27 protein-coding genes and 3 tRNA genes are annotated in these 22,024 nt (G+C 70.8%); 21 read left to right on the forward strand and 9 right to left on the reverse strand.

Annotated elements, in window-relative coordinates:
• Positions 1–3 precede the first annotated feature (3 nt).
• The 5 genes from ACY0MJ_RS18935 to ACY0MJ_RS18955 all read left to right on the forward strand — a co-directional run bounded on the left by ACY0MJ_RS18935 (position 4) and on the right by ACY0MJ_RS18955 (position 3,791).
• On the forward strand, positions 4–1,515 hold the full coding sequence (locus tag ACY0MJ_RS18935; protein WP_462640097.1) for an RNA polymerase factor sigma-54: 1,512 nt from the start codon (positions 4–6) through the stop codon (positions 1,513–1,515).
• The gene (locus ACY0MJ_RS18940; protein ID WP_462640098.1) at positions 1,512–2,729 is read left to right on the forward strand and encodes a THUMP domain-containing class I SAM-dependent RNA methyltransferase; all 1,218 of its coding nucleotides are present in this window, start codon (positions 1,512–1,514) and stop codon (positions 2,727–2,729) included. Before ACY0MJ_RS18935 ends, ACY0MJ_RS18940 begins: the two co-directional genes overlap by 4 nt.
• Positions 2,713–3,120 carry a PIN domain-containing protein gene (locus ACY0MJ_RS18945; RefSeq protein WP_462640099.1) on the forward strand — a complete coding sequence of 136 codons (408 nt, stop codon included), beginning with the start codon at positions 2,713–2,715 and terminating at the stop codon, positions 3,118–3,120. Before ACY0MJ_RS18940 ends, ACY0MJ_RS18945 begins: the two co-directional genes overlap by 17 nt.
• Before the next feature lie 105 nt (positions 3,121–3,225).
• Positions 3,226–3,429 (forward strand): hypothetical protein, encoded by a 204-nt coding sequence (locus ACY0MJ_RS18950; RefSeq protein WP_462640100.1) that lies wholly within the window; start codon positions 3,226–3,228, stop codon positions 3,427–3,429.
• A 104-nt stretch (positions 3,430–3,533) separates the two neighbouring features.
• Positions 3,534–3,791, forward strand: coding sequence for a hypothetical protein (locus ACY0MJ_RS18955; RefSeq protein WP_462640101.1), 258 nt, complete (start codon positions 3,534–3,536; stop codon positions 3,789–3,791).
• Between the two features lie 9 nt (positions 3,792–3,800).
• Here the strand turns inward: ACY0MJ_RS18955 and ACY0MJ_RS18960 are convergent, their stop codons facing one another.
• From ACY0MJ_RS18960 to apaG, 7 genes are read right to left on the reverse strand one after another with little or no spacing between them, the layout of a single operon-like run.
• Positions 3,801–4,277, reverse strand: a complete 477-nt coding sequence (locus tag ACY0MJ_RS18960; RefSeq protein WP_462640102.1) for a CinA family protein — start codon at positions 4,275–4,277, stop codon at positions 3,801–3,803.
• Complete coding sequence (locus ACY0MJ_RS18965) at positions 4,274–4,804, reverse strand: phosphatidylglycerophosphatase A family protein (protein ID WP_462640103.1); 531 nt, start codon at positions 4,802–4,804, stop codon at positions 4,274–4,276. Before ACY0MJ_RS18965 ends, ACY0MJ_RS18960 begins: the two co-directional genes overlap by 4 nt.
• Before the next feature lie 31 nt (positions 4,805–4,835).
• Positions 4,836–5,312, reverse strand: a complete 477-nt coding sequence (locus ACY0MJ_RS18970) for a thermonuclease family protein (protein ID WP_462640104.1) — start codon at positions 5,310–5,312, stop codon at positions 4,836–4,838.
• Positions 5,309–6,274 (reverse strand): thiamine-phosphate kinase, encoded by a 966-nt coding sequence (thiL, locus tag ACY0MJ_RS18975; protein WP_462640105.1) that lies wholly within the window; start codon positions 6,272–6,274, stop codon positions 5,309–5,311. Before thiL ends, ACY0MJ_RS18970 begins: the two co-directional genes overlap by 4 nt.
• A gap of 9 nt (positions 6,275–6,283) precedes the next feature.
• Positions 6,284–7,444: a YbdK family carboxylate-amine ligase gene (locus tag ACY0MJ_RS18980; RefSeq protein ID WP_462640123.1), complete on the reverse strand. Its 1,161-nt coding sequence runs from the start codon at positions 7,442–7,444 to the stop codon at positions 6,284–6,286.
• 16 nt (positions 7,445–7,460) lie between these two features.
• Positions 7,461–8,717, reverse strand: a complete 1,257-nt coding sequence (locus ACY0MJ_RS18985) for a cation:proton antiporter (RefSeq protein ID WP_462640106.1) — start codon at positions 8,715–8,717, stop codon at positions 7,461–7,463.
• Between the two features lie 21 nt (positions 8,718–8,738).
• On the reverse strand, positions 8,739–9,119 hold the full coding sequence (gene apaG / locus ACY0MJ_RS18990; RefSeq protein WP_462640107.1) for a Co2+/Mg2+ efflux protein ApaG: 381 nt from the start codon (positions 9,117–9,119) through the stop codon (positions 8,739–8,741).
• Between the two features lie 56 nt (positions 9,120–9,175).
• On the opposite strand from apaG, the gene rpe reads away from it, so the two are divergent.
• Positions 9,176–9,862, forward strand: a complete 687-nt coding sequence (rpe, locus tag ACY0MJ_RS18995) for a ribulose-phosphate 3-epimerase (protein ID WP_462640108.1) — start codon at positions 9,176–9,178, stop codon at positions 9,860–9,862.
• Here rpe and ACY0MJ_RS19000 read toward each other — a convergent pair.
• Positions 9,859–10,164 (reverse strand): hypothetical protein, encoded by a 306-nt coding sequence (locus ACY0MJ_RS19000; protein WP_462640109.1) that lies wholly within the window; start codon positions 10,162–10,164, stop codon positions 9,859–9,861. The genes rpe and ACY0MJ_RS19000 overlap by 4 nt on opposite strands.
• A 218-nt stretch (positions 10,165–10,382) precedes the next feature.
• Between ACY0MJ_RS19000 and ACY0MJ_RS19005 the strand changes: the two genes are divergently transcribed.
• From ACY0MJ_RS19005 to ACY0MJ_RS19015, 3 genes are all read left to right on the forward strand, one after another.
• Complete coding sequence (locus ACY0MJ_RS19005; RefSeq protein WP_462640110.1) at positions 10,383–12,539, forward strand: catalase; 2,157 nt, start codon at positions 10,383–10,385, stop codon at positions 12,537–12,539.
• 143 nt (positions 12,540–12,682) lie between these two features.
• Positions 12,683–12,922, forward strand: coding sequence for a hypothetical protein (locus ACY0MJ_RS19010; RefSeq protein ID WP_462640111.1), 240 nt, complete (start codon positions 12,683–12,685; stop codon positions 12,920–12,922).
• 73 nt (positions 12,923–12,995) lie between these two features.
• Positions 12,996–13,679 (forward strand): phosphoglycolate phosphatase, encoded by a 684-nt coding sequence (locus tag ACY0MJ_RS19015; RefSeq protein ID WP_462640112.1) that lies wholly within the window; start codon positions 12,996–12,998, stop codon positions 13,677–13,679.
• Here ACY0MJ_RS19015 and ACY0MJ_RS19020 read toward each other — a convergent pair.
• The gene (locus ACY0MJ_RS19020; protein ID WP_462640113.1) at positions 13,676–14,266 is read right to left on the reverse strand and encodes a chalcone isomerase family protein; all 591 of its coding nucleotides are present in this window, start codon (positions 14,264–14,266) and stop codon (positions 13,676–13,678) included. The genes ACY0MJ_RS19015 and ACY0MJ_RS19020 overlap by 4 nt on opposite strands.
• Before the next feature lie 302 nt (positions 14,267–14,568).
• On the opposite strand from ACY0MJ_RS19020, the gene trpE reads away from it, so the two are divergent.
• The 12 genes from trpE to ACY0MJ_RS19080 all read left to right on the forward strand — a co-directional run.
• On the forward strand, positions 14,569–16,089 hold the full coding sequence (trpE, locus tag ACY0MJ_RS19025; RefSeq protein ID WP_462640114.1) for an anthranilate synthase component I: 1,521 nt from the start codon (positions 14,569–14,571) through the stop codon (positions 16,087–16,089).
• Positions 16,086–16,541 (forward strand): GxxExxY protein, encoded by a 456-nt coding sequence (locus ACY0MJ_RS19030; protein ID WP_462640115.1) that lies wholly within the window; start codon positions 16,086–16,088, stop codon positions 16,539–16,541. Before trpE ends, ACY0MJ_RS19030 begins: the two co-directional genes overlap by 4 nt.
• An 88-nt stretch (positions 16,542–16,629) precedes the next feature.
• On the forward strand, positions 16,630–17,202 hold the full coding sequence (locus tag ACY0MJ_RS19035; protein WP_462640116.1) for an anthranilate synthase component II: 573 nt from the start codon (positions 16,630–16,632) through the stop codon (positions 17,200–17,202).
• The gene (gene ltaE, locus ACY0MJ_RS19040) at positions 17,199–18,242 is read left to right on the forward strand and encodes a low-specificity L-threonine aldolase (protein WP_462640117.1); all 1,044 of its coding nucleotides are present in this window, start codon (positions 17,199–17,201) and stop codon (positions 18,240–18,242) included. The genes ACY0MJ_RS19035 and ltaE overlap by 4 nt, the downstream gene beginning before the upstream one ends.
• Positions 18,243–18,249: 7 nt before the next feature.
• Positions 18,250–18,906 carry a LysE family translocator gene (locus tag ACY0MJ_RS19045; protein WP_462640118.1) on the forward strand — a complete coding sequence of 219 codons (657 nt, stop codon included), beginning with the start codon at positions 18,250–18,252 and terminating at the stop codon, positions 18,904–18,906.
• A 9-nt stretch (positions 18,907–18,915) separates the two neighbouring features.
• On the forward strand, positions 18,916–19,947 hold the full coding sequence (gene trpD, locus ACY0MJ_RS19050) for an anthranilate phosphoribosyltransferase (RefSeq protein WP_462640119.1): 1,032 nt from the start codon (positions 18,916–18,918) through the stop codon (positions 19,945–19,947).
• Between the two features lies 1 nt (position 19,948).
• Positions 19,949–20,740, forward strand: a complete 792-nt coding sequence (trpC, locus tag ACY0MJ_RS19055; protein ID WP_462640120.1) for an indole-3-glycerol phosphate synthase TrpC — start codon at positions 19,949–19,951, stop codon at positions 20,738–20,740.
• Between the two features lies 1 nt (position 20,741).
• The gene (locus tag ACY0MJ_RS19060; RefSeq protein WP_462640121.1) at positions 20,742–21,440 is read left to right on the forward strand and encodes a uracil-DNA glycosylase; all 699 of its coding nucleotides are present in this window, start codon (positions 20,742–20,744) and stop codon (positions 21,438–21,440) included.
• Positions 21,441–21,516: 76 nt separating this feature from the next.
• Positions 21,517–21,602, forward strand: a tRNA-Tyr gene (locus ACY0MJ_RS19065).
• Positions 21,603–21,702: 100 nt separating this feature from the next.
• Positions 21,703–21,776, forward strand: a tRNA-Gly gene (locus ACY0MJ_RS19070).
• 37 nt (positions 21,777–21,813) lie between these two features.
• Positions 21,814–21,888, forward strand: a tRNA-Thr gene (locus ACY0MJ_RS19075).
• A gap of 41 nt (positions 21,889–21,929) precedes the next feature.
• On the forward strand, positions 21,930–22,024 hold a 95-nt coding region (locus ACY0MJ_RS19080), incomplete at its 3' end, for a GTP-binding protein (RefSeq protein WP_005434227.1).

The following is a 22,024-nucleotide window of genomic DNA, read 5'->3' on the forward strand; positions in this document are numbered from 1 at the left end:
AGCATGAAGCAGGGGCTGTCTCTACGCATTTCGCAGCACCTGGCGCTGACGCCCCAGTTGCAGCAGTCGATCCGCCTGCTGCAGCTGTCGACGCTGGAGCTGGCGCAGGAAGTCCAGCAAATGCTGGACGAGAACCCCTTCCTGGAGCTGCAGGCCGACGAATCCGGCGAGGAATTCGGCATCCCGACCAGCGACGCGCGCGTGCGCGACGACGACGGCGAGCACGAGGCAGACGAGGCCGCGGCCGCGCCGGCGGAGGACGCCGATCCCAGCTGGGACGGCGACGGCAGCACGGAGACGGTGCCCGACGACGGCGAATGGGGCGGCGAGGCGCCGCCGCGCAGCAACGCGCACGGCAGCGAAGACGACGTCGATGCCACCGAACTGGCCCGCGGCAACGAGTCGCTGCAGTCCTGGCTGCACCGGCAGGCGCTGGCCCTGCGGCTGTCGGAGGAGGACCGGGTCGCGCTGCGCTACCTGATCGAGTCGCTCAACGACGACGGCTACCTGGAGGAAGCGCTGGAGGAGATCGCCGCCAGCCTCGCGCCGGCGGAGGACCACGAGCAGCAGGAGGAACTGCTGCACCGCTTCACCGTGGCGCTGCGCCTGCTGCAGAACCTGGACCCCCCGGGCGTGGGCGCGCGCAACCTGGCCGAATGCCTGATGCTGCAGCTGCGCGCCCTGCAGGACGACGCGCCGGACCACGCGCTGTGCCCGATCGCGATCAAGGTCTGCCAGCAGCCGATCGACCTGCTCGCGAAGCGCGACGTGAAGCGTCTCGCGCAGATGTGCGGCGGCAGCGAGGGAGAGGTCAAGTCGGCCATCGCGCTCATCACGCGGCTGGAGCCCAAACCGGGCCGGCGCTTCATCGACGTGGAGCGCAACGTGGTGGTGCCGGACGTGATCGTCACGCAGGCCGGCAGCGGCACCCGCGCGCAGTTCCGCGTGCAGATCAATCCCGACGTGCTGCCGCGCCTGCGCGTGCACGACGTCTATGCCGGCGCGCTCAAGGCGCACCGCGGCGAGGGCCACCACGCCCTGCAGCAGCGGCTGCAGGAGGCGCGCTGGTTCATCAAGAACATCCAGCAGCGCTTCGACACCATCCTGCGCGTGTCCACGGCGATCGTCGAGCGCCAGCGCAACTTCTTCATCCACGGCGAGCTCGCGATGCGGCCGCTCGTGCTGCGCGAGATCGCGGACGAGCTGGGCCTGCACGAATCCACGATCTCGCGCGTGACCACCCACAAGTACATGGCCACGCCTTTCGGGACCTTCGAGCTGAAGTACTTCTTCGGCTCCGCGCTCGGCACGGAAACCGGCGGCAACGCCTCCAGCACCGCCGTGCGCGCGCTGATCCGGCAGATCATCGCCGCCGAGGACGCGGCGAAGCCGCTGTCGGACAACCAGATCTCCGAGATGCTCAAGGAGCAGGGCATCGAGTGCGCCCGCCGCACCGTCGCCAAGTACCGGGAGGCGCTGCGCATCGCGCCGGCCAACCTGCGGAAGGCCCTGTGAGAGACCTGCGACTGTTCCTGCCCTGCGCCGGCGGCGTCGAAGCCTTCCTGCTCGAGGAGGTGGCGCGCGTCTGCGGCGGCGGCGCGCGCGAGCCGCGCAGCGCCCGCGGCGGCGTGCAGCTGCTCGCGACCTGGCCCGAGGTGATGAAGCTCAACCTGCACAGCCGCCTCGCGCAGCGCGTGCTGGTGCAGCTGGCGCACCTGCCCTACCGCGCCGAGCAGGACCTCTACGAGGCCGCCGCGGCCGTGCCCTGGGAAGAGTGGTTCGGCACGCGCGACAGCTTCAAGGTGGAAATCACGGCGCACCAGAGCCCGCTGAAGAGCCTGAACTTCGCGGCGCTGCGCATCAAGGACGCGGTGGCCGACCGCTTCCGCGCCCGCGGCGGCGTGCGCCCGGACGTCGACACGCAGCGGCCGGCGGTGCGCGTGTTCGCGCACCTGTCCGCCGACACGGTGACGCTCTACATCGACACCTCGGGCGAGCCGCTGTTCAAGCGCGGCTGGCGCGAGGACAAGGGCGAGGCGCCGCTGAAGGAGACGCTGGCCGCGGCGATGATCGCGGCGAGCGGCTGGGACGGCAGCGTGCCGCTGTACGACCCCTGCTGCGGCAGCGGCACGATCGCGATCGAGGCGGCGCAGGTCGCCTGCAACATCGCCCCGGGGCTGCTGCGCCGCTTCGGCTTCGAGCGGCTGAAGCCGCACACGGCCGCCGACTGGCTCGCGCTCAAGGGCGAGGCCCAGGCGGCGCGGCGCGCCCCGGCGGCGCCGGTGTTCGGCAGCGACGTCGCCTTCCGCATGGTCGATTTCGCGCAGCGCAACGCGCAGCGCGCCGGCGTGGCCGAGGCCGTGCAGCTGCGCGGCGGCGACGCCCTGCAGCGCATGCCGCCCGGCGACGGGCCCGGCGTGATGCTGGTCAACCCGCCCTACGGAGAACGGATCGAGGCCGCCGGCGTGGCTGGCCGCGGCCGCGGCGGACGCGAGCGGGCGCAAACGGAGGACGCGGGCGACTTTTTCGCGCAGCTGGCCGCCCACTGGAAGCGCCACTACGCCGGCTGGACGGCCTGGGTGCTCTCGCCCGACGCGAAGCTGCCCTCGCGCATGCGCCTGAAGGAGTCGCGACGCGTGCCGATGTGGAACGGCCCCATCGAATGCCGCCTGTTCCGCTTCGACATGGTGGCGGGCTCGGCGCGCAAGGACCATGCAGCTGGTCCTTGACACCAACATCGTGCTGGACCTGCTGGTCTTTGCCGACCCGCGGGTGCGCAGGCTGCACGAAGGCCTGGCCGCCGGCACGCTGCACTGGATCGCGACGGCCGCGATGCGCGAGGAACTCGCGCGCGTGCTGGACTACCCGAAGATCGCGCCGCGCGTGCATTTCCATCGCGGCGCCGCCGCCAGCGTGCTGGAGGAGTTCGACCGGCACGTGCGGCTGACGGCGCCCGCGGCCAAGGCGCCGGTCACCTGCGGCGACCCCGACGACCAGAAGTTCATCGACCTCGCCGTCGCCCACCGCTGCGTGCTGCTCAGCAAGGACCGCGAGGTCCTGCGCATGCGCAAGCGGCTGGCCCAGCTGGAGGTCACGGCCGCGGCCGCGCTGGCAGCGTAACCACCGGTAGCGCCTGTTTCCTACGCGGCCCGCCCGGTCGCGACTACGCCGCCTCCGCCCCAGCGCGGTAGCTTGGCGGGATCGCGACACAGATCCCAACACGCCATGTCCGAATCCGCCCTCGCTGCCCCTGCCGTGGAGCAGCCGCCCGCAGAGCAGGCCCTCGCGCCGGCCCAGCCGTGCCGCGAATGCCTCGGCGACGGCGGCTGGTACCGCTACGAGCCCGCGCTGGACCCCGCGCCCGGCGTCCTGTACCTCTTTTGCCTGCATTGCCGCGGCAGCGGCCGCGCGGCAGGGTCGCGGGCCTGAGTACTACGCAGGGGGTCGATGCAAGCCCATCCCGCAACCGCCCTGTTCCGACACCACGCACCGCGCCGCGCGGCGATGCTGGAGGGGCAGTGAAGACGACAACGATGAACGAGACAAACCATCCCGATCCCCGCAACGCCCGCCTGGTGCGCAACCTGCTCGCCCTGCGGATGGTGCTGGCGATGGACCAGATGCAGACCGGCCGCTGGAGCGAGCGCATCGCCGAACTGGACCAGGAACTGGCCAGCCTCGGTCACGACATGAAGTCCACCGCGGCCTCGGCCACCGAGAGCCTGCGCCGCACCTTCCTGCTGCCCGGCCTGGTGAACCGCCGCAAGCGCGCCCACCGCGCGCATTCCTGAAGGCGGCCGCTACCCGACCAGGTCGGTCAAGCGGCGCAAGGCGTGCTCCACGGTCTGGGCGCGGATCGCCGCGCGGTCCCCGTCGAAGCGCCGCATCTCGCTGGACAGCCGTCCCTCCACCTGGAACCCGAACCAGACGGTGCCCACCGGCTTGTCCGGCGAGCCCCCGGTCGGCCCCGCCACGCCGGTGACGGCGACGCCCACCTGTGCCTGCGAATGGCGCACCGCGCCGAAGGCCATGGCGCGCGCCACCAGCTCGCTCACCGCGCCGTGCTGCGCGATCAGGGCGGGATCCACCCCCAGCAGCTCGGTCTTGGCCGCGTTCGAGTAGGTCACGAAGCCGCGCTCGAACCACTGGCTGGAGCCGCTCAGGTCGGTGCAGGCGGCGGCGATCATGCCGCCGGTGCAGCTCTCCGCGGTGGCCAGCATCCGGCCGCTCGCCAGCAGCGCGTCGGCCAGCTGCGCGCACAGGGCCTGGGTGTTCATGCGAAGGTCTGCCATAGCGCGATCACGAACAGCGTGCAGAAGGCGGCCACCAGGTCGTCGGCCAGGATGCCGAAGCCGCCGCGCCAGCCCTGGCCCTTGAAGTGCTGGTCGGCCCAGCGGATCGGGCCGGGCTTCACCGCGTCGAAGAAGCGGAACAGCAGGAAGGCCGCCAACTGCCCGGCCCAGCCGGTGGGCATCACCAGCCACAGGATGATCCAGAAGCAGACGATCTCGTCCCAGACGATCGCGGCCGGGTCCGCCACGCGCAGGTTGCGCGCCGTGACCGTGCAGGCCCACCAGCCGAGCGCGATCGCCGCGACGATCAGCTCGCCCATCTCGCCCGCCGTGAACCAGGGCCGCAGCGCGAGGAAGGCGAGCCAGGCCCACAGCGTGCCGCAGGTGCCGGGCGCGACGGGCGACAGGCCGCTGCCGAAGCCCAGCGCCACCAGGTGCGCCGGATGCGACAGCATGAAGGCGACCGTCGGGCGGCGCGGCGCTCCTTCGGTGCTCACGACGAGGTCGGACATGCGTGGATGGTAGCGGCGGCGCGCGGGCCGTTCACCGGCAGCGGCCGAAACGCTGGCGGAAGCGGCGGGGATCCAGCGCCACCGGCTGCGCCCAGAGGCCGCGGCGCTCCGCGCGGGCGCCGGCCTCCAGCGCCGCGTACGGTCCCGGCTTGCCGCGGAAGGTCGCGGACCAGGCGTAGCCGTTGCGCACCAGCCAGGCCCCGAGGTCCTCGCCGCGCCATTGCACCTGCGCCAGCGTGCGCGCGTAGTCGTCCCGGCCGCGCGTGCGTACCACCACGGCGCGGCGCAGGACGCGCGCCCGCAGCGCCTGCTTTGCCTGCGGGCCGAACGCCTGGCAGGCCTCCGGGGCATCGATGTCCAGCAGGCGCAGCTCCAGCGGCGGGCCGCCGCCGGCGCGGCGCACCCACAGCGTGTCGCCGTCGGTGACGTGGCTCACGGTCGCGCGGAAGGTCGCGGCCTGCAGCGCCGGCGCCAGCAGCAGGGCCAGCAGGACCCAGGCGGGCTTCATGCGCCGAAATGGTCGAAGCCGCCGAAGTCGCGCGCGAGCGGCTGCCCGCCCGCATCCACCAGCCGCAGCCCCGGTTGCGCCTCGATCGCGCCGATGCGGGTGACGCGCACCTGCGCGCCGGCCGCCGCGGCCTCCACCGCCGCGCGCCGCTGCGGCGGCGCCGTGAAGGCGAGCTCGTAGTCGTCGCCGCCGGCGAACACCAGCGCCTCGACGCGCTCGGGCGCCAGCGCCAGGCCCTGCTGCAGCGCGGCCAGCAGGCCGGGCGCGCACGCGGCCTGTACCGTCGCGCCGACGCCCGACCGCGCCAGCACGTGGCCCAGGTCGCCGGCCAGCCCGTCGCTCACGTCGATGGCGGCCGTGGCGATGCCGCGCAGGGCGAGCCCCAGGGCGACGCGCGGCTGCGGCCGCTCCAGGCGCTGCCGGGCGGCATCGAACACCGCGGACGGCAGCGACACCGTGCCGCGGAAGGCTTCCAGCGCGAGCCGCGCATCGCCGAGCGTGCCGCTCACCCACACGTCGTCGCCGGCCCGCGCACCCGAGCGCAGCAGGGCCTGGCCGGCCGGCACCTCGCCGAACATGGTGACGTTGATCGCGAGCGGGCCGCGCGTCGTGTCGCCGCCCACCAGCTCGCAGGCGTGCGCGTCGGCCAGCGCGAACAGGCCTTCGGCGAAGGCGGCGAGCCAGGCCTCGTCGACCCGCGGCAGGGCGAGCGACAGCGTGAAGGCCAGGGGCTGCGCGCCGCAGGCGGCGAGGTCGCTCAGGTTGACGGCGAGCGCCTTGTGCCCCAGTGCCCGCGGGTCGACCGTGGACAGGAAGTGCCGGCCTTCCAGCAGCAGGTCGGTCGAGACGGCCAGCTGCATGCCGGGGCCGGGCTGCAGCAGCGCGCAATCGTCGCCCACGCCCAGCGGGCTGCGCCGGGCCGGCCGGGTGAAGTAGCGCGCGATGAGGTCGAACTCGCCCACGGCGCGAGCCTACCCGCGGCCGCCGCGGCCGCGGAAGCGCTCGGCGGCCTGCCGCACCATCTCGGCCAGCAGGCGCTCGCGCGACTGCGTCTCGCGCAGCCAGCGGGCGTCGTTGGCGCCGCGGTCGGCGCATTGGCGCAGCATGTCGATGGCGGCGGCCGCGCCGAGATCGCGCGCATGGGGCTCCACGCGGTCCAGCGTGCGCACGATGTGGTCGCGCAGCAGCTGGTGCTCGCCCGTCTCGGGCTCCACGTACACCGCCTCCAGGCCGAAGCGGCAGGCCTGGAAGCGGTTGTAGGTGTAGACCATGTAGTCGTCTTCCTGGGGCACGAAGGGCTGCTCGTTCAGGAACCAGGCCCCCAGCGACTGCACGAAACCGGACAGCGCGGCGGCGCGCTCCACCGTGAGCGGCGTGTCGAAGACGCGGATCTCGATCGTGCCGTACTCCGGCTTGGGCCGGATGTCCCAGTAGAAGTCCTTCATGCTCTTGACCACGCCGGTGCGGGTGGTCTTGGCGAAGAAGTGCGCGAACTCGTCCCATCGCAGCGTGAAGGGCGCGCGGCCCGACATCGGGAACGCGAACACGGAGTTCAGGCGCGCCGAGTCGAACTGCGTGTCCTGCCCCTGCACGAAGGGCGAGCTGGCCGACAGCGCGATGAAGTGCGGGATGTAGCGCGACATCCGGTGCAGCATCAGCAGCGCGGCGTCGGCGTCCGGGCAGCCGATGTGCACGTGCTGGCCGAAGATGGTGAACTGCTTGGACAGGTAGCCGTACAGCTCGGAGAGCTGGCGGAAGCGCGGACGGTCGTAGATCCGCTGCTCGTGCCACTGCTGGAACGGGTGCGTGCCGCCGCCGACGCAGGCGATGTTGAGCTTGTCGGCGCAGCGCACCAGCGCGTCGCGGATCTGCGTGAGCTGCCCCAGCACCTCGCTGGAGGAGTGGCACACGCCCGTGGAGATCTCGATCATGCTGGACGTCATCTCCGGCACCACCGAGCCCGGCAGCGGGATCTTCGCCATCAGGCGCAGCATCTCGTCGGAGTAGGGAGCGAGGTCGTAGTCGTGCGTGTTGACCAGCTGCAGCTCGAGCTCCACCCCCAGCGACAGCGCCGCCGATTCGTGGAAGGGCTCCAGCTGCGGCGGCTCCGACGGCGGCACCGAATGCACCATGGCGGGTTCGACGCGGCTATCCACGGCCTTCTCCCGCCGCGAGCGCCGCGGGGCGCGGCTCCCAGGGCTTCACGCTCTCGCCGGCCCGGTACATCGCGAAGGTGGCGATGATCGCGCCCAGGATCTCCATCATCAGGATCGCCGGCAGCGCGATGCTGGCGATGCGCGGCCCCAGCGTCGCCGAGGAGCTGACGAACTGCGAGACCAGCAGCAGCGCGATCGACGACATCGGCGACATCGCGCAGCCGGTCCAGAAGGCCTGGCGCCAGCTCGTGCCGCTGCCCCAGTTGGCGATCGACACGCCGGCGATCTTGCACAGCAGCCGGGTGACCACCAGCGCCGCCACCAGCCCGGCGACCGAGGGATTCCAGGCCGCCTTGGCCGCCACCACCGAGACCAGCACGAACATCAGCATGGTCAGCAGCGAGGCCGCCGTGCCCAGCTGGCGCGTCCACGCCCAGGGGCGCGGGTGCAGCTGCTTGAGCATGAGCCCGCCGATCAGGGCCGCGAGCGGCGCCGAGCCGCCGAAGTGCGCGGCCAGCGCGGTGCCGGCGGCGATCAGCGTGATCAGCAGGATCGAGGTGTTCTCGCTCGCCGGGCTCATGAAGCGCAGCGCCGTGCGCAGGGCCAGCGCCAGCAGCGCGCCCACGACGAAGGAAACACCCAGCACCACCGCGACCGGGTAGAGCGCGTCGAACAGCGCCGTGTTCTCGCCGTGCAGCGTGCCGGCGCGGGCGCTCACCAGCGTGAGGGCATAGAAGGTGTTCAGCGTCGACAGCACCAGCGCCCGCTCGGTCACCGGTCCCGCCGAGCGCGTGTCCATCACCACGCGGCTCAGCACCGCCGGCGAAGCGGCCATCGCGACCAGCGCGATGCCCTCGGCGACGCTGGCGCGCACGTCCAGCCACCGCAGAACGTAGTAGACGACCACCGCGGTCAGCACCGATTCCAGCAGGCTCTGCACCAGCACCATGGGGTTGTGCCGGAACCAGCGCAGCGCGATGCGCCCGCCCGATTCGAACAGCACCACCGACACGCCCAGCTCCAGCAGGAACAGGGCCACGCCCTGCAGCGGCCAGGCCGCGCCCGAGAAGCCGGCCAGGCCGGCGATGGTGCCGACGATGGAATAGCCCACCACCTTGGGCAGGCCGCTGTAGCGCTGCAGCAGGTGGCCGGCCGCGGCGGCCAGCGCCAGCAGCAGCGACCACTGCACGGTGGGCAGGCCGGCCGAGGGCTTGACCCACTCGGCCCAGAACGCCGTCACTTCATTCACGCGGAAACTCCTCCCATCCGGTCAGTGCAGGACCCGGCGGCTGCCGTCGTCGAGCACGAACTCGGGGATGTCGACCTCGAAGCGTTCGCCGTCCTCGGCGACGCAGAAATAGCTGCCGCGCATGGTGCCGCTGGCGGTGCGCAGCCGGCAGCCGCTGGTGTACTCGAAGGCCTCGCCGGGTTTCAGCAGCGGCTGCTGGCCCACCACGCCCAGGCCCTTGACCTCCTCCACCTGGCCGAGCTCGTTGGTGATGATCCAGTGGCGCGAGACGAGCTGCGCCGGCACCTCGCCGGTGTTGCGGATGGTGATCGTATAGGCGAAGCTCCACACGCCCTGCACCGGAGCGGACTGCTCGGGCAGGAACTGCGGGACGACTTCCACCTGGAAGGCATGGCGGGGCATGGGGCCGAATGCTAAACCCCCGGGGCGGGCACCGGCGCGTTTGCGACAATCGGGGCATGAGCACGCGCACCTTCCGCATCGCCCCGTCCATCCTTTCCGCCGACTTCGCCCGGCTCGGGGAGGAGGTGCGCGACGTGATCGCGGCCGGCGCCGACTGGATCCATTTCGACGTGATGGACAACCACTACGTGCCCAACCTGACCTTCGGGCCCATGATCTGTTCGGCGCTGAAGCCGCACGCGAAGAAGCCGGACGGAACGCCCGTGCCGATCGACGTGCACCTGATGGTGCAGCCGGTGGACGCGCTGGCGCAGGCCTTCGCGCAGGCCGGCGCGGACGTGATCAGCTTCCACCCGGACGCGTCCACCCACGTGCACCGCAGCATCCAGGCGATCAAGGCGGCGGGTTGCCAGGCGGGACTGACCTTCAATCCCGCGGCGCCGCTGGACGTGCTGGACTGGGTGATCGACGACATCGACCTCGTGCTCGTGATGAGCGTGAACCCCGGCTTCGGCGGCCAGGGCTTCATCGACTCCGCGCTGCGCAAGATCGAGCAGGCCCGCAAGCGCATCGACGCGAGCGGGCGCGACATCCGGCTGGAAGTGGACGGCGGCATCAAGGCCGACAACATCGCCCGCGTGGCGGCGGCCGGCGCCGATACCTTCGTCGCCGGCAGCGCGATCTTCGGCCAGAAGGACTACCGCGCCGTCATCGACACGATGCGCGCGAAGCTGCGCGGCTAGCCTTCGCGCGGGCCGCGCTCCGGCTTGCCGCGCGGCGCGGGCGTGCTCGCGGCGCGCACCTTCTGGTAGGTGGCGTCGAGCTCCTGGCCCTTGGTCGTGTCCTCCTGCCCGTTCGCCTGCGCGTCGTGGGCGATCTTGCCGATGCGTTCCATGCTGGGGTTGTCGGCCGACTGGCTCGCCGCCGATTCGTCGCGCTCGTAGGGCTCCTGCGCCTTCGGCGCCTGGTTCTCGCCCTGCGCCGTCACCGTGTTGCCCCGAGAGGGCCGCGGCACCGGATGGCGCTGTTCCTTCATGTCGCCCATGTGTGCTCTCCTGTTCCGCCGATGCTGCGCGTTGCGGCGCGCCGCGGTGGTAGGACGCGGCCGCGCGCGCGTCGCCTGTGGGAGTGCTCCTACGGGCGATGCCGGTTTCCCCGCACAAACTCGCCGGCCCAAGGGCTACGGTTGCTGCGGCTGAGGCTTGGTCCAATGCGGGACCGCAACGCATCACGCAACGGCCAGAGAACAGGAGTGCAATCACGATGGCCTCTTCCCGCACGGAGGGCTCGCGCAAGGCCAAGGCGGGCGACGCCGTCGCCCAGCGACAGAAGCAACTGGAATCGTTCACGCAGGCGCCGGAGAACCTGCTCACCACCGGACAGGGGGTGGTGCTCCCCGACAACCACAACTCGCTGAAGGCCGGCCCGCGCGGGCCGACGCTGCTGCAGGACTTCGTGCTGCGCGAGAAGCTCAGCCACTTCGACCACGAGCGCATCCCCGAGCGCGTGATGTTCGCGCGCGGCGCCGCCGCCCACGGCTACTTCGAGCTCACGCGGCCGCTGGTGGAGTACACCCGCGCCGACTTCCTGCAGGAGGTGGGCAGCCGCACGCCGGTGTTCGTGCGCTTCTCCAACATGATCGGCGCGCAGGGCTCGGCCGACACCGTGCGCGACGTGCGCGGCTTCGCCGTCAAGTTCTACACCCGCGAAGGCAACTACGACCTGGTGGGCAGCAGCCTGCCGGTGTTCTTCGTGCAGGACGCGATGAAGCTGCCGGACCTGGTGCACGCGCTGAAGCCCGAGCCGCACCACGGCATGCCGCAGGCCTCCAGCGCGCACGACACCTTCTGGGACTTCGTGTCGCTGATGCCCGAGACGGCGCATGCCCTGATGTGGCTGATGTCGGACCGCGCGCTGCCGCGCAGCTACCGCATGATGGACGGCTTCGGCGTGCACACCTTCCGCCTGGTCAACGCGCGCGGCGCCTCGCACTTCGTGCGCTTCCAGTGGCGCGCCAAGCTCGGCCGCCATGCGCTCGCCTGGGACGAGGCGCAGGAGATCGCCGGCCGCGATCCCGACTTCCTGCGCCGCGACCTGTGGGAGGCGATCGAGCGGGGCGACCACCCCGAGTGGGAGCTCGGGTTGCAGATCATCGACGAGGACCGCGCGGACAAGCTGGGCATCGAACTGCTGGACCCGACCAAGCTGGTCCCGGAGGAGATCGTGCCCATCGTTCCGGTCGGCCGGCTGGTGCTGAACCGCAATCCCGAGAACTTCTTCGCCGAGACCGAGCAGGTGGCCTTCCACCCGGGGCACGTCGTGCCGGGCATCGACTTCAGCAACGATCCGCTGCTGCAGGGCCGCCTGTTCTCGTACACCGACGCGCACCTGGCGCGCCTGGGCGGACCGAACCACGCGGAGCTGCCGATCAACCGCGGCGTCTGCCCGGTGCACAACTTCCAGCGCGATGGCCGCCACCGCACGGGCATCGCGCGCGGACGCGTCTCCTACGAGCCGAACACGCTGGGCAACGGTTCGGAGTTCCGGGTCGACGGCGGCGAGCAGGGCTTCCAGACGCTCGAGGAGCCGCTGGACTCGCCCCGGCTGCGCAAGCGCAGCCCCAGCTTCGACGACCACTTCAGCCAGGCCACGCTGTTCTGGAACAGCCAGAGCGCCTGGGAGAAGGAGCACATCACCGCGGCCTTCCAGTACGAACTCTCGAAGGTCGAGACGCCGGCGATCCGCCAGCGCGTCGTCGACAACCTGGCGCACGTCGACGCGCGGCTCGCGCGCAAGGTGGCCGAGCCCCTGGGCATCGGCCCGCCGGACGCGCGCTCGGCCGCCGGCCAGGCCGGCTTCCGCGAGCCGCGCACGCGGCCGCTGCTGGACAGCGCGCCATCGCTGAGCATGGAAGGCAACGGCAACGGCATCCAGACGCGGCGGGTGGCGATCGTCATGGCGCCGGGCGTGGAGCTGGGCGCCTTCAAGGTGGTCCAGCAGGCGCTGCTGGACGCCGGCGCGCTGACCAAGGTCGTCGCGGCCCACCTGGGCTTCGTGGCTTCCTCCTCCGGCCAGCAGGTCCCGGTGGACCACACCTTCGCGACCATGCCCTCGGTGATGTTCGACGCCGTGCTGGTCCCCGCCGGGGCCGCCAGCGCGCAGGCGCTGATGAAGTGCGGCGAAGCCGTGCGCTTCGTGCTGGACGCCTACCGGCACTGCAAGCCGCTGTGCCTGATCGGCGAGTCGGTCGAGCTGCTGCGCTCCGCCGGGCTGGCGCCCGCCGACGCGGATCCGCCGGCCGGGGTCGTGATCGGGACCAACGAGCCGACGACGCGCCTGCAGATGGCCCAGGACTTCATCGCCGCGCTGGCCAGGCACAGGCACTGGGGCCGCGGCGTCGTCGAGCAGGCGCCTGCCTGAGCGGCGAGGCGCCGCCGGCGCGTCGGACAAATCCTACGACGCGATGTCAGGTGCACCGACTGCGCCGGTGCGCGGCGGCGGGCTCAATGGCTCCATGGCCGCGCAGTGCGGCCGGACCCACCACGCCCCAGGAGACGACGCCCATGGCATCCAGCAACCAGGACATCCGCGGCCCGCAATGGCATTCCGGCCGCGCTTTCGCGTCCATGGACCCGGAGCGCCAGCGCGAGGTGGTGGGTTATGTGCGCAGCGGGCCGATCGAGACGGCGCCGGCGCCCCGCAGCACCGCGCTGCGCAGCGCCCGCAACGCGCGGGTGGACTGGCTGCGCGTGCCGGCCGACCGCGACAACTTCGAGGGAAGCAGCAGCCGCCGCGGCCGCTGAAACGCTCCCCTCGAATCAAGCCAGGGCCCGTGCCCTGGCTTTTTCGTTTCCGCGCGGTCGCTATCCTCGGGGCATGCCAGCCTTCCCGCAGCCGCTGCGCGCGGCCATCGTCGACCTCGACGGCACCCTCATCGACACCCTCGGCGACTTCAGCGCCGCGCTGGACCGCATGCTGGCCGGCCTCGGGTTGCCGGCGATCCCGCGCGCCCGGGTGGCCGAGTTCGTCGGCAAGGGATCGGAACACCTGGTCCGCGCGGCGCTCGCGCACGTGGGCGCGCCCGCGCATCTCTTCGAACGTGCCTTCGACGCCTACCAGGCTGCCTACCGCGAGGTGAACGGGCGCAGCGCCGAGGTCTATCCCGGCGCCGCCGAGGGCCTGCGGCAACTGCACGCCGCCGGCCTGCACCTGGCCTGCGTCACCAACAAGCCGGGCGAGTTCGCGCGGGCCCTGCTGCAGGCGAAGGGACTGGCCGGCTTCTTCGACGTGGTGTTCGGCGGCGACGCCTTCGAGCGCAAGAAGCCCGACCCGCTGCCGCTGCAAAAGGCCTGCGCGGCGCTCGGCACGGCGCCCGCGCAGACGCTGGTGCTGGGCGACTCGCGCAACGACGCGCAGGCGGCGCGCGCGGCCGGCTGCCCGGTGGTGCTGGTCACCTACGGCTACAACCACGGCGAGCCGGTGCGCGCGGTGGGCGCGGATGGCTACGTCGATTCGCTGGCGGACGTGGCGGGGCTGCTGGCCCCGGCCGCGGAGTCCTAGGACGCCTGTCCGAGGAGGCTGTCCTTCAGCTTCCAGTCGGCCGGGACCGGGCCGATCCAGATGCGCAGCAGGGCGTTGAAGAACTCCTGCTCCTTGAAGGGCTCGCCCTGCTGCACCCCGGCCACGCGGACGATCGCGCCCGTGCCGGGCACCCAGTCGATGGTGAAGCTCTCGCCTTCGGCCAGCTTCTTGCGCTCGCTGAACAGCTGGCTCATGCGCATCAGGCCCGGAATCAGCTTGGACATCGCGGAGCGGTCCATGTTGTCCTCCACGCCGCGGATCATCAGCTTGCCCAGCTCGCCGGCATCGATGTTGCGCAGCGCCGTGACCGAGATGCGCTTGCCGCCCGGCTGGGCGAGGATGTCCTCCGGCGCCTTGGACTTGCGCGCGAGGTACAGGCCGGCCGTGTAGACCTTGAAGGGACCCTTGTAGCGGGTGCCCGCGCCGTTGAGCAGCAGGCGATGGCCGGAAACCACGGCGCTGTCCTCGTAGCGGACGCCGGACACCGTGACGTCCGCCAGCGCCGCCAGCGGAAGGACACAGCACGCCGCCAGCAGGGCGGCGCGCGCGTGGCGTGGGAAGTGCATGGGACCCTCCATCGACATTGTTTTACAAATTGTCGCAATTTGCAGCCGAGCTGGGCAAGCCTGGCGGTGTCGTCTGCGCGACACCGGCGTGGTGCGCGCAGGCGCCTTTGCTACACTGCGCTCCATGTCGATCCACCGCACGACGAACGCAGGTTGCAAGGACCGGGGAGCCTGGCCCTGGCGCAAGCCTGTCCAAGTGCGCACCTGATCCGCACGGGGCAGCCCGTGCCCCGCGCCTCCTCCCCGGAGGCACCGTCCAGATCCTGCGGCCGCGCGGCCGCCGAGCTTGTGGAGGCTCACCCTTGATCACCGAACTGGAATTCAAAAGCCTTGCGCTGCAGGGCTACAACCGCATTCCGCTGATGGCCGAAGCCTTCGCGGACCTCGAGACCCCCCTGTCCCTGTACCTGAAGCTGGCCCACGCCAAGGGCGGCGGCAAGCTGAGCTTCCTGCTGGAGTCGGTCGTGGGCGGCGAGCGCTTCGGCCGCTACAGCTTCATCGGCCTGCCGGCGCGCACGCTGCTGCGGGCCAGCGGCTTCGGCGCCGACGCCCGCACCGAGGTCGTCACCGACGGCCAGGTGGTGCAGACGGCCGGCGGCAACCCTCTGGAGTTCATCGCCGACTACCAGAAGCGCTTCAAGGTGGCGCTGCGCCCGGGGCTGCCGCGCTTCTGCGGCGGCTTGGCCGGCTACTTCGGCTACGACACGGTGCGCTACATCGAGAAGAAGCTGGAGAAGACCTGCCCGCCCGACACGCTGGGCTGTCCGGACATCCTGCTGCTGCAGTGCGAGGAGCTGGCCGTCATCGACAACCTGTCGGGCAAGCTCTACCTGATCGTCTACGTGGACCCGGGCAAGCCGGAGGCCTACGCCAGCGGCAAGCGGCGGCTGCGCGAGCTGAAGGAGCAGCTGAAGTACTCCGTCAGCGCGCCCGTGCTGCGCCAGAGCGAGGGTTTCCCGGCCGAGCGCGAGTTCGCCAAGGCGGACTACATCCAGGCGGTGGAGCGGGCCAAGGAGCTGATCGCCGCGGGCGACTTCATGCAGGTGCAGGTGGGCCAGCGCATCAAGAAGCGCTACACCGAATCGCCGCTGTCGCTGTACCGGGCGCTGCGTTCGCTGAACCCGAGCCCCTACATGTACTTCTACAACTTCACGGGGGCCACGGAATCCGGCAGCGACTTCCACGTGGTCGGCGCCTCGCCGGAGATCCTGGTGCGGCAGGAGCAGACCCCGGAAGGCCAGAAGGTCACCATCCGCCCGCTGGCCGGCACGCGCCCGCGCGGCGCGACGCCGGAGGTGGACAAGGCGGTGGAGCAGGAACTCGTGAACGACGCCAAGGAGCGCGCCGAGCACGTGATGCTGATCGACCTGGCCCGCAACGACATCGGCCGCATCGCGAAGGTGGGCTCAGTGAAGGTCACCGAGGCCTTCGCGGTGGAGCGCTACAGCCACGTGATGCACATCGTGAGCAACGTCGAGGGTCTGCTGAAGGACGGCATGACCAGCATGGACGTGCTGAAGGCGACCTTCCCCGCCGGCACGCTGACCGGCGCGCCCAAGGTGCACGCGATGGAAGTGATCGACCAGCTGGAACCGAACAAGCGCGGCATCTACGGCGGCGCCTGCGGCTACCTGAGCTACGCGGGCGACATGGACGTGGCCATCGCGATCCGCACCGGCATCATCAAGGACCAGACGTTGCACGTGCAGGCCGCGGCCGGCGTGGTGGCGGATTCGATCCCGGAAATGGAATGGAAGGAAACCGAAGCCAAGGCGCGGGCGCTTCTTCGGGCGTCTGAGCTGGTGGAGGAGGGGCTGGAATGAACGCCGGGAGTCAGAACGCCGAGAGTGAGAACGCAGAGGGCGCAGAGGTTACGCAGAGGACGCAGAAGAACAGCCCCCTGGAAAACGATTTCTCGCGCGAGATCATCGGGGCTGCCGTCGAAGTGCAGCGCGTCCTTGGCACCGGTTTGCTGGAGAGCGCCTACTGCGCCGCGCTCGCGATCGAATTCGCCCAGCGCGGGCTCCACTTCGAGCAGGAAGTAGCCATCAGTGGCATGTACAAGGGAAAGACTCTGGGTGTCGCGTACCGGGCGGATTTCATCGTCGAGCGTGCCGTCATCGTGGAGGTAAAGGCGATTGAAGAGACTACGGACGTCCATCGCGCACAGGTGCTGTCGTATCTGCGCCTGAGCGGCCTCAAGCTGGGGCTGCTGGTGAATTTCCGTGAGTTTCCGGTCTCGAAAAACGTCAGTCGCCTGGTGAACAAGCTATGAACGATCTTCTCTGCGTTCTCTGCGCAACCTTTGCGTCCTCTGCGTTCTCCGTCGTGGCGCACCAACCCTTTCATCGGAGCATCGACGTATGAAACTCCTGATGGTCGACAACTACGACAGCTTCACATTCAACCTGGTGCAGTACTTCGGCGAGCTGGGCGCAGAAGTGGAAGTGTTCCGCAACGACGAGATCACGGTCGAAGGCATTGCCGCCCGGCGGCCGGATCGGCTGGTGATTTCGCCCGGGCCGTGTTCGCCGGCGGAGGCGGGGATTTCGGTGGAGGCGATACGGCATTTCGCCGGGAAGCTGCCGATCCTGGGCGTGTGCCTCGGGCACCAGTCCGTCGGCGCGGCCTTCGGCGGCACCATCGTGCGGGCGCAGCAGTTGATGCACGGCAAGACCAGCGAGATCACGACGACCCGCGAGGGCGTGTTCGCGGACCTGCCGGAGAAGTTCACCGTCAACCGCTACCACTCGCTCGCCATCGAGCGGGCGACCTGCCCGCGCGAGCTGGCCTTGACGGCATGGACGGACGACGGTGAGATCATGGGCGTGCGGCACAGGGAACTGCCGATCCAAGGGGTGCAGTTCCACCCGGAGTCCATCCTCACCGAGCACGGCCACGCCATGCTCAAGAACTTCCTGGAGCAGAGAGCATGAAGCCCGTCGACCTGCGCAGCGACACCGTCACGCAACCCACGCCCGGCATGCGCGCCGCGATGGCGGCCGCGCCGCTGGGCGACGACGTGTTCGGCGACGATCCCAGCGTCAACACGCTGCAGGAACAGATCGCGGCGCTGCTCGGGTTCGACGCGGCCCTGTTCGTGCCCACCGGCACCCAGAGCAACCTGTGCGGCGTGCTCTCGCACTGCCAGCGGGGCGACGAATACATCGTCGGCCAGCTGCAGCACTGCTACCGCTGGGAAGGCGGCGGCGCCGCCGTGTTCGGCAGCGTGCAGCCCCAGCCGCTGGACCACCAGGCCGACGGGACCCTGGCGCTCGCGGCCATCGAGGCCGCTGTCAAGCCGGACGATCCGCACTTCGCCCGCACGCGCCTGCTGGCGCTGGAGAACACCCTGGGCGGCAAGGTGCTGCCCTTCGCCTACCTGCAGGAGGCGACGGCGCTCGCGCGCCGCAAGGGCCTGGCCGCGCACCTGGACGGCGCCCGCCTGTTCAACGCCGCGGTGGCGCAGGCGACGCAGCAGGGCAGCGACGCGCGCAGCGAGGCCCGGCGCATCGCCGGCCTGTTCGACAGCGTGTCGGTCTGCTTCAGCAAGGGGCTCGGTGCGCCGGTCGGCTCCACCCTCTGCGGCTCGAAGGACTTCATCGCGCGCGCGCGCCGCATCCGCAAGATGGCCGGCGGCGCGATGCGCCAGGCCGGCGTGCTGGCCGCGGCCGCGAGCTACGCGCTCGAACACCAGGTCGAACGGCTGGCGGAGGACCACGCGCTGGCGCAGCGCCTTGCCGCCGGGCTGGAAGGCATTCCAGGCCTGGCGTGCGAGCCGCCGCAGACCAACATCCTGTTCGTGGACCTGCACGGGCCGGCGCGCGAGCGTTCGGCCGGGCTGCTCGAGCACCTGAAGCAGCAGGGCATCCTGGCCACCGGCCTGTACCGCCTGCGCTTCGTGACGCACCTCGACGTGGATGCCGAAGGCGTGGACCGCGCCGTGGCGGCGATCCGCTCGTACTTCCGCGCCTGAGGCGACCATGCCCGACCTGCAGCACCTGCTCCTGTTCGTCGCGGCGGGGCTCCTGCTGAACCTGACGCCGGGGCCGGACGTGCTCTATATCGCCAGCAACGCGCTGCGCTCCGGCGCGCGGGCCGGGGTGGTCGCGGGGCTGGGCATCACCGCCGGCTGCTTCGTCCACGTGTTCGCGGCGGCGCTGGGGGTCAGCGCGCTGCTGGCGGCGTCGGCGACGGCGTTCACGGTGCTGAAGTGGGCGGGGGCCGCTTACCTCGTGTGGGTGGGGGTGCGGCTGCTGTTCGCGAGGGGGCGGGGGGAGAGCTGGGGTTCGCCTGGCGGCGCACCGCCCGCCTGCGACAACGCGCCTACCCTCGCGGCCGTCTTCCGCGGCGGCTTCCTCACCAACGTGCTGAACCCCAAGGTCGCCATCTTCTTCCTCGCCTTCGTGCCGCAGTTCATCGCGCCCGATGCCCCGCACAAGGCGCTGGCCTTCGTGCTCCTCGGCACGCTCTTCAACATCAACAGCATCGCCGTCAATTCGGCATGGGCGCTGGCCGCGGCCTGGATGGCGCGGCGCGCCGCGCTGCAGCGCGCGATGCACTGGCTGGACCGGCTCGCCGGCGCCATGTTCTTGGGGTTCGGGCTCAAGCTCGCCCTGACCGACCCACCGACCCGATAAGGAGCCCTCATGTCCATCACGCCCCAGGAAGCGCTGCAGCGCACGATCGAACACCGCGAGATCTTCCACGACGAGATGCTCAAGATCGTGCGGCTGATCATGAGCGGCGAGCTGTCGCCCGTCATGATGGCCGCCCTCATCACCGGCCTGCGCGTCAAGAAGGAAACGATCGGCGAGATCACCGCCGCCGCGCAGGTGATGCGCGAGTTCTCGACCAAGGTGCACGTCGCCGACAAGACCAACCTGGTCGACATCGTGGGCACCGGCGGCGACGGCTCGCACACCTTCAACATCTCCACCTGCTCGATGTTCGTCGTGGCCGCCGCCGGCGCCAAGGTCAGCAAGCACGGGGGCCGCAGCGTCTCCAGCAAGAGCGGCAGCGCCGACGTGCTGGAGGCCATGGGCCTGAACATCAACCTGGGCCCGGACGCCATCGCCCGCTGCATCCAGGAAACGGGCATCGGCTTCATGTTCGCGCCCAACCACCACCCGGCGATGAAGAACGTGGCGCCGGTGCGCAAGGAGCTGGGCGTGCGCACGATCTTCAACATCCTGGGCCCGCTCACCAATCCGGCCGGTGCGCCCAACATCCTGATGGGCGTGTTCCACCCCGACCTGGTCGGCATCCAGGTGCGGGCGCTGCAGCGCCTGGGCGCCGAGCACGCGCTGGTCGTCTACGGGCGCGACGGCATGGACGAGGTCAGCCTGGGCGCGGCCACGATGGTGGGCGAGCTGAAGAACGGCGAGATCCGCGAGTACGAGATCCATCCGGAGGACTTCGGCCTGCCGATGGCGAGCAACCGCGCCCTCAAGGTCGAGACGCCCCAGGAGTCGCTGGCGCTGATGCGCCAGGTGCTGGACAACCAGCCCGGCGCTGCCCGCGACATCGTGGTGTTGAACGCGGGCGCCGCGCTCTACGCCGCCAACGTCGCCGCCGACATCCCGCAGGGCATCGCCCAGGCGCGGGCCGCGCTCGAGTCCGGCGCCGCGCGCGCCAAGCTGGAACAGCTGGTGCAGGTCTCGAAGTCGCTGGCGGGCTGACATGGCGGACATCCTGGAGAAGATCGTCGCGGTCAAGCGCGAGGAAGTCGCGGCCGCGAAGAAGAAGAAACCGCTGGAGGCGGTGCGCGAGGACGCGCTCAGCCGCGTGCTCACGCGCGACTTCGAGGGCGCGCTGCGCGCCAAGGTCGCGGCGGGTCAGGCCGCGGTGATCGCCGAGGTGAAGAAGGCCAGCCCCAGCAAGGGCGTGCTGCGCGAGGACTTCATTCCCGCCGACATCGCGCAGAGCTACGCCGAGCACGGCGCCGCCTGCCTGTCGGTCCTGACCGACCGGCAGTTCTTCCAGGGCAGCCCCGACTTCCTGAAGCAGGCGCGCGCGTCCTGCGACCTGCCGGTGCTGCGCAAGGACTTCATGGTGGACGCCTACCAGGTCTACGAAGCGCGGGCGATGGGCGCCGACTGCATCCTGCTGATCGCCGCCTGCCTGGCCGACGGCCAGATGGCGGAGCTGGAAGGGATCGCGCGCAGCCTGGGCATGGCGGTGCTGGTCGAGGTGCACGACCGCGAGGAACTGCAGCGGGCCCTGAAGCTGAAGACGAAGCTGGTCGGCGTGAACAACCGCAACCTGCGCAGTTTCGAGGTGAGCCTGGACACCACGCTGGGCATGCTGCCGGAGGTGCCGGCCGACCGGCTCCTGGTCACCGAGTCCGGCATCCTGAAGCGCGAGGACGTGCGGCGCATGCGCGCCGCGGGCGTGCATGCCTTCCTGGTCGGCGAGGCCTTCATGCGCGCGCCCGAACCGGGCGAAGCGCTGGCCGAGCTGTTCGGCGCCTGAGGTGGCCGAGCGACTGCAGGAGTGGGCGCCGGAGCGCTGGCCCCTGGCGCCCGGCTGGCAACCCACGGTCGACGCCTTCCTGGCCAGCGCCCCGGGGCAGCGGCTGGCGGCGTTCCTGCGCGAGCGGCTCGCCGACGGCGCCGTCATCTTCCCGCCACGGCCGCTGCGGGCGCTGGAGCTGACGCCGCTCGCATCGGTGCACGCCGTCGTGCTGGGCCAGGATCCGTACCACGGCGCCGGGCAGGCCGAAGGCCTGGCCTTTTCCGTGGCCGACGGCGTCCGGCACCCGCCTTCGCTGAGGAACATCTTCGCGGAGCTGGGCTGCCGGCCGGACAGCGGCTCGCTGGTGGAATGGGCGCGCAACGGCGTGCTGCTGCTCAACACCTGCCTGACCGTGGAGGAGGGCCGACCGGCCAGCCATGCGAAGAAAGGCTGGGAGGCGCTCACCGACCAGCTGGTGGCGCTCGTCGCCGCGACGGCCTCGCCCTGCGTCTACCTGCTGTGGGGCGCCCACGCGCAGGCCAAGGCGCCGCTGATCGAGGCGACCGCGGCCGCGCACGGGCGCGAAGTGCTCATCCTGCAGGCCAACCACCCCTCGCCGCTGTCGGCGCGCCGCCCGCCCGTGCCCTTCCTCGGCTGCGGCCACTTCGCGCGCGCGCGGGAATGGCTGGGCCGCCACGGCGTGCAGGGCGTGTTCTAGCCACCGTTTCCCCAGCGGCGGCGTGGGACGCGGGCCCGCTGGCGCGTGCGAACCATGCTATAGTCGCGGGCTCGCCGGAGGGGTGCCCGAGTGGCTAAAGGGGGCAGACTGTAAATCTGTTGGCTTACGCCTACGTTGGTTCGAATCCAACCTCCTCCACCAGGCTTCCCGCATGAGGCAGGAAGCCCGGCGAAAGGGTCGAATAGATGAGTTGCGTGGCGCCTGGGTCGGACGTGCTGGGATGCCGTTGAAACACCCCGAGGCGGGAGTAGTTCAATGGTAGAACCTTAGCCTTCCAAGCTAATGACGCGGGTTCGATTCCCGTCTCCCGCTCCAGCAGCATCATCGATTTCGGCGCAGCGAAAAGAATTTCGCCCATGTGGCTCAGTGGTAGAGCACTCCCTTGGTAAGGGAGAGGTCGCGGGTCCGATTCCCGCCATGGGCACCAGTTTCGGGTAGTGATCGTTACTTTTTTCGGAGTCGAAAAAAATGGCAAAAGGCAAGTTTGAGCGGACCAAGCCGCACGTGAACGTGGGCACCATCGGCCACGTGGACCATGGCAAGACGACCCTGACGGCGGCGAT

This window comes from Ramlibacter sp. bp-362 (assembly GCF_054956735.1).